The 5,867-nt window shown below is 39.6% G+C and carries 6 protein-coding genes; 3 read left to right on the forward strand and 3 right to left on the reverse strand.

From position 1 onward, the window contains the following. Nucleotides 1–79 precede the first annotated feature (79 nt). The 3 genes from JW841_16370 (at nt 80) to JW841_16380 (ending at nt 1,801) form a co-directional block, all read left to right on the forward strand. Nucleotides 80–196, forward strand: coding sequence for a manganese efflux pump (locus JW841_16370; protein MBN1962509.1), 117 nt, complete (start codon nt 80–82; stop codon nt 194–196). 29 nt (nt 197–225) lie between these two features. Beyond that, on the forward strand, nt 226–1,560 hold the full coding sequence (locus JW841_16375) for a homoserine dehydrogenase (GenBank protein MBN1962510.1): 1,335 nt from the start codon (nt 226–228) through the stop codon (nt 1,558–1,560). A 76-nt stretch (nt 1,561–1,636) separates the two neighbouring features. Then, nucleotides 1,637–1,801 (forward strand): hypothetical protein, encoded by a 165-nt coding sequence (locus tag JW841_16380; GenBank protein MBN1962511.1) that lies wholly within the window; start codon nt 1,637–1,639, stop codon nt 1,799–1,801. On the opposite strand, the gene JW841_16385 is transcribed toward JW841_16380, so the two are convergent. The 3 genes from JW841_16385 to JW841_16395 all read right to left on the reverse strand — a co-directional run bounded on the left by JW841_16385 (nt 1,798) and on the right by JW841_16395 (nt 5,691). Then, nucleotides 1,798–3,252: a serine/threonine protein kinase gene (locus JW841_16385; GenBank protein MBN1962512.1), complete on the reverse strand. Its 1,455-nt coding sequence runs from the start codon at nt 3,250–3,252 to the stop codon at nt 1,798–1,800. The genes JW841_16380 and JW841_16385 overlap by 4 nt on opposite strands. A 58-nt stretch (nt 3,253–3,310) precedes the next feature. Further along, nucleotides 3,311–4,213 carry a DUF4388 domain-containing protein gene (locus JW841_16390; GenBank protein MBN1962513.1) on the reverse strand — a complete coding sequence of 301 codons (903 nt, stop codon included), beginning with the start codon at nt 4,211–4,213 and terminating at the stop codon, nt 3,311–3,313. A 149-nt stretch (nt 4,214–4,362) separates the two neighbouring features. Continuing rightward, a complete protein-coding gene (locus tag JW841_16395; GenBank protein MBN1962514.1) occupies nt 4,363–5,691 on the reverse strand; it encodes a glutamyl-tRNA reductase in 1,329 nt (442 codons plus the stop codon). Between the last annotated feature and the right edge of the window lie 176 nt (nt 5,692–5,867).

A 5,867-nucleotide genomic window follows, 5' to 3' on the forward strand; every position in this document is an offset into this window, starting at 1 on the left:
AATTGTTTAAAGTGATATTTACTGGTTTACATGCTAAACACATTTAAAAATATGGCCAAAATATGCGCTAATTTTTCCTATGAGCTTAATAGGTCAACGTTTTGAAAATATATGCGGCAAACGTATGGAGGCTATTGGTGGTATTACTCTAATAGCCATCGGGATAAAAATTCTCGTGGAGCATTTAGCAATATAGGCTATAGGTTCGTGTGGAGAAACAAAAAGATGAACTCAGAATTGAAAGCAATTAAAGTCGGTCTGCTGGGATTAGGTAATATCGGTACTGGCACTGTCGATATTCTCCGTCGTAACGCTGATTTAATTGAAAGCAGGCTAGGTGTACCAATTGAATTGGTGCGTGTTGCTGATCTCAATGCTGAACGTGCAAAAACACTTAACATCTCCAAAAATATTTTTACTACCAACGCTGAAGAAGTAGTCAATGATCCCAATGTACAAGTTGTTATCGAATTAATTGGCGGCATCGAGCCAGCACGCAGCTTAATGCTTAAGGCCATGGACAATAACAAACATATCGTTACTGCTAATAAAGCGCTGCTAGCAATCCATTGGGATGAATTAGTTACTAAAGCAGAAAAAAAACGTATTTCTTTTAGCTTCGAAGCTAGTGTTGGTGGCGGTATTCCACTTATTGTCGCCATACGGCGTGGCTTAGTGGCCAATCATATAAAACGTATTACTGGCATAATTAATGGAACTTGCAATTATATTCTTTCACGCATGGCTAGCGAACAAAAACCTTTTGCTGAGGTTTTAGCACAAGCTCAAGCAAATGGCTTTGCTGAAGCCAACCCCGCCCTTGATGTAGATGGTATTGATGCTGCGCAAAAACTCGCCATCCTAATTGACCTTTGCTTTGATACCACCATACATCCTGAGGATATTAATCGTTGTGGTATTACCCAAATAATTCCGCTTGATCTTACCACTGCGGCAGAACTTGGCTATCGTATGAAATTAATATGCTCAGCTACCAATGAAAATAATGGAGTAGAAGCTTGGGTGCATCCGACCTTAGTGCCAATCAAACATCCTTTAGCATCTGTCGAGGGAGTTTTTAATGCCGTCTACATTGAAGACGACAACCTTGGGCCTTCTTTGTACTTTGGTCGTGGTGCAGGTGCTTTACCTACCGGTAGCGCTATTGTTGCTGATTTAATCTCTGCAAGTCGCGACATTCTCTCTGGCGCCATTTCGCGTATGCCTATAAGCGGAGTTCGTATTCGTGGTCAGGCGGGCAATCATATTAGCCTTGCTAGAGATGCTCATAGCGAATTTTATATCCGCGTGACTGCATTGGACCAACCAGGCGTTCTTGCCAATATAACTGGGGTATTAGGGCGTCACAATGTCTCTATTGCCTCATTTATTCAACGAGGTCGCGCTGATACTCTTCAAGAGGCCGTACCGGTCATTATTGTCACCCATGAAGCTTCATACACAAATATTAAAGATGCATTAAAAGAAATTGACACTTTGCCGGTTGTTAAAAATGGCAGCTTCTTGGCGCGTATTATTTCTGCTACGGCTGAGTTGTAAATACTGCGGATATCTACCGTATTGCTTACAATTACTAACACAATACATGTTAAATTGATGAAAATATCATATATACATGTCAGCTACTATGGTTCAAATCCGTAACGTACCAACAACGATACATCGTCGTCTAAAAGCTCGCGCCGCAATTGAAGGCATGACAATGTCAGATTACATATTGCGTGAAGTTATTAAATCTCTTGAAAAACCACCACGGCAAGAGGTTCTTAAACGATTTTAAAAATCGAGACCACGCTCTTTGCATAATCGACGCGCCTGTGTATGCGCTTTCTTATTAATCGCAAAAAAGGCTGCGCGTGCATTACCCACATCATTAAGGCTGCAGTAGCCAAGAAAAATAAGCATTCTGGCAGTGTTGCTATCTTCAAGCGCTATTGATTGTCGGGCAACACGTATGCTTTCAAGATAGTTACCGGTAAAGTCCAAATTCTGAGCTTCTGTCAATTTAGCCTGCGCGGTGGCCAAGTTAGGTATTTTAAGTAGATTTGTATCTTCAATATCTTCATTAGTGTCACGAGTTATATTGTTATTAGACGGCACTGAAAAATGTATTACTTGTTGGTTAGCTTGTGGGGTAAAAGGCGCAGGCTCATTATTAACATTAAAGGCCGTCACCTCATCTTTGGGCTCAGCAAATACAAATTCTGCTGAATCATTTTGCATAGTAATGATTGCAAAACTAATCAGTAGCGCAACAGTAGTTAACATTAACACAGCTATTGTTAGCTGCTGTAATTTTTTACGTAGTTTAAGTTTATTTTTTAATTTCACCGCAACAGTAGGAGTTGTACTTTCTAAATCATCCCTAAAAGCTTCGCGTACAAATGCAGAAATACTAGGATAGCGCTCAGCTGGTTTTTTGCTTAAGGCTCTATTAATCGCGTGTTCAAGTCGAGGTGATACATGAGGAGCTAGCTCATGTAATGGTAGTGGATCTTCGTTTACTATTTGATAAAGAACGGTTTCAAGACAATCACCATTAAAAGCGGGTTTACCCGCAATCAATTCATAAGCTAATGCTCCTAAAGAAAATTGATCAGTAGCCGGGCCAACGCGTTGATGATCAGTACTAATCTGCTCTGGTGACATATAGCGAGGAGTACCCAGAGTACGCGAAGTAGTGCTTTCAAGTGTATCAGCACCTAAAATTTTTGATACACCAAAATCAATTACTTTTACTAAAATGCCTTCTGGCAAGTTAGCGCTTCCACTAATTAAAAATATATTACGTGGTTTAAGGTCTCTATGTATTACACTTTGCGCATGTGCTACTTCTAAAGCAGCAGCTGTCTGAAATAAAACGCTACGCACTAGCTCTTTACTTAGCGGCCCACGTTTCATACGTTCATGTAAACTTTCGCCTTCAAGATACTCCATAACTAAAAAAGGAGTGCCATCAGGCATAGCATTCCAATCTATTACCGCTGCAACATTTGGATGGCGAACTCGTGCACCTATTGCTGCCTCACGGCGAAAGCGTTGGTAAAATTCATCGTCTGAAGCGTAATTTGATTTGATTATTTTTACTGCGACCCGTAGTTCTGGCAGACGTAAGTTTTCAGCCTCATAAACTACACTCATGCCACCGCTACCAATTTTGCGTATGATCCGGTAGCTGCCTCCTACTATTGTGTTGGCGGCTAATTCAGGAATTTTAATTGTAGAACCCACGTGCAATAACTTTATAAAATAATTTCAACTGCTAAAAGTAAAAACCATATTATTAAAGTTATTTCAGAAAGCTGATGGCATCAATTTCCCATAATAGATATATAAGAGCTAATGCTTCATGATTAGCTGGCTGTTCATTAAATTGTTGTAATATCTCGGCAAGCTTATGAGTTCCATCAATTTGAGTAACAACTTGCTGACCAATCGCCGTCAGTGGTGGCAAATCATTCTGATACTCAGAATTATCAAATCGCACTACCGCATTATCATAGAGTAATAAACTTTCACGTAAAAATGATGCATCGGCAGAATATGCCGCTTTTAAAATCAATTGATTGGGAATTAGCTTGAGATCTAACTTTTCTCCTAGGTAGCGTGCACCCTCAAAAAACAAGTATTGACCTACACGCCAATGACATAAATCAACTAGGCGCTCTATTTGTTGAGTAATAATTGCATGCTCTACTGCTGCCGCATCCATTAATCCCAAGCGCACCAAAGTTAAATTAAGGTGGTTTTGGTCTTCATGCATTACCGCAATAGCTTGTTTTAACTCTGCTTCTGACAATAAACCTTGGCGTACTAATAATGCACTTAAACGTTCGGCATCTAAATTCGAGGTAATAAAAACAGGTTTACCTTTTTCTAAATATATCTCTTTCTGACGTGGCGGGCTTTTTACAATAAGCATGCCATCTGCTTGCGAGAAATAAAGACGCGAAAAGATTTTAAAAAAACTGGTCTTGCTAAGTTCACCTATATACGACGCTTTACGATGACCTGCTGGTTCAGGTCTGCCAAAAACTTCGGCAAACTCGGTTACCGGTTGCCATTGACCATCGTCTTTCGAAATTAATACATCGTCTTGAATAACACCCGTACTAACAAGATCACGCACAGTTTCGAGTTTTATCGGACCGATTAAACCTTGACGTGGATCATTTATGCGATAGCTTGACATGATAGCTCGATCGTAAATAACTACTTAAAAAAAATCTCAATAAGTCATAATGCTTTTATCCATACCGCGACTTTGAGGAAGCGGTTGAGAAGTTATAATCGTAACTCCGAATTAAAACAAACCAAGCATAGATCTTTCAAGCAATAAATTCATTTTATGTAGGGGGTGTCCCTAAATGTTGGACTTAAATTCGTTTCTTTTAATTTAACCATAAGTTCGGTAACTGCTTTGATTTGTAGATAATTTGCTTGTTGATTTGCAAATGCTTTTATTGATTCAGTCGTTAAATGCAACAATTTATTAGTAACCGCAGTGGTGGCGCGATCAACGGCGGCAGTTTCGTTTGCATTCAATCCCAATGTGGCCTGCAATGTTTCAGACTTTCGCATTTGTTCAATAGCTGTACGTAACGCTATAATAAATGGCTTTATTTGTGCCGTGTGTTCATCATTATGCAGCTTGTCAATCTCCTCATCTATGATGGCTTCAACTCGGCTAACTTCCATCTTTCTACGGCCTAAATTTTCATCTACTACTTGATGAAACGCCTCAAGATCATTAATAAAAACATTTGAATGATGATTATGCGGGGTGACATTACGAGGCAAACCTAGATCTAATACTAACAAGGAACGCGCAGAGCGATTTTCCATTGCTTTTGCTAATAACTGTCCATCTATTACCGGCTCTGATAAACGCACGGCACAAGCCAACACATCGGCTGCTGATACAGCTTGCGTTAATTGCGTCCAAGGCCAAGCTTCACCGCCAACAGTTTTTGCTATGCGTTGCGCTTTGTCGAAAGTGCGATTGATAATAATTATACGTTGTGGATTTTGATCATAAAAGTGCTGAAGCATTAAACGACTATTTTCGCCAGCACCGACAACTACAACTGTTTGTTGCGTTAAATTATTAAAAAATCGACTAGCCACATGTACAGCAGCACTAGCTATTGATACGACCCCACGGCCAATTTCTGTCTCACTACGAGCACGCTTGGCTGCCGTAAAAACCGCTTGCATTAAACGGGCAAAAGCAGGCTCGGCTGCTTTATAGCTAATACTAGTCTTATAAGCGGCTTTAACTTGCCCAAATATTTGGGCTTCACCCAAAATCATGGCATCAAGACTTGCAGCTACTCGCGCTAAATGATGCAGACTATCTTGGCCATAATGAAGATAAAAAAACTGCTGCCCAGGAAAACGCTTGTCACCAACTATCTTATGCAAAATTTCAATTAATAAAGCGCTAATATAAGCAGTATCATCACCAAAACCATATAGTTCAGTACGATTACATGTAGACAAAACAAAAGTATTAATAAGTTCAGGATACTTTAAAGCAGTTTGATAAAAACGCACTATTTCTTCATTGCTTAAAGCAAGGCCTTCTAAAATCTCAAGCGGTGCTTCATGGTAGCTAATACCTACCAAAGTTAAATTTTGTGAGGTGCGAATAGCAAGCTTTGGTGTCATATGCTTAAAAGGTAAAAACATGTAACTTTTAATAATGCTTTGTTTAAAATTTACTTGTTGCCGTAGCGTTTATTGCAATGCAAAGCAATAGAGCCACTTGCAAAAGTCGAGCAACCACCTATTATCGTCATTCCTGCGCAAGCAGGAATCTATAAGGTGTTGATATTGCAAAACAT

Source organism: Deltaproteobacteria bacterium (assembly GCA_016931625.1).
Lineage (GTDB): Bacteria > Myxococcota > XYA12-FULL-58-9 > XYA12-FULL-58-9 > JAFGEK01 > JAFGEK01.

Excerpts from the sequence above, each read along its gene's own strand:
- JW841_16370 (MBN1962509.1), top strand. The coding sequence starts at position 80 with ATGAGCTTAATAGGTCAACGTTTTGAAAATATATGCGGCAAACGTATG.
- JW841_16375 (MBN1962510.1), top strand. The coding sequence starts at position 226 with ATGAACTCAGAATTGAAAGCAATTAAAGTCGGTCTGCTGGGATTAGGT.
- JW841_16380 (MBN1962511.1), top strand. The coding sequence starts at position 1,637 with ATGTCAGCTACTATGGTTCAAATCCGTAACGTACCAACAACGATACAT.
- JW841_16390 (MBN1962513.1), bottom strand. The coding sequence starts at position 4,213 with ATGTCAAGCTATCGCATAAATGATCCACGTCAAGGTTTAATCGGTCCG.
- JW841_16395 (MBN1962514.1), bottom strand. The coding sequence starts at position 5,691 with ATGACACCAAAGCTTGCTATTCGCACCTCACAAAATTTAACTTTGGTA.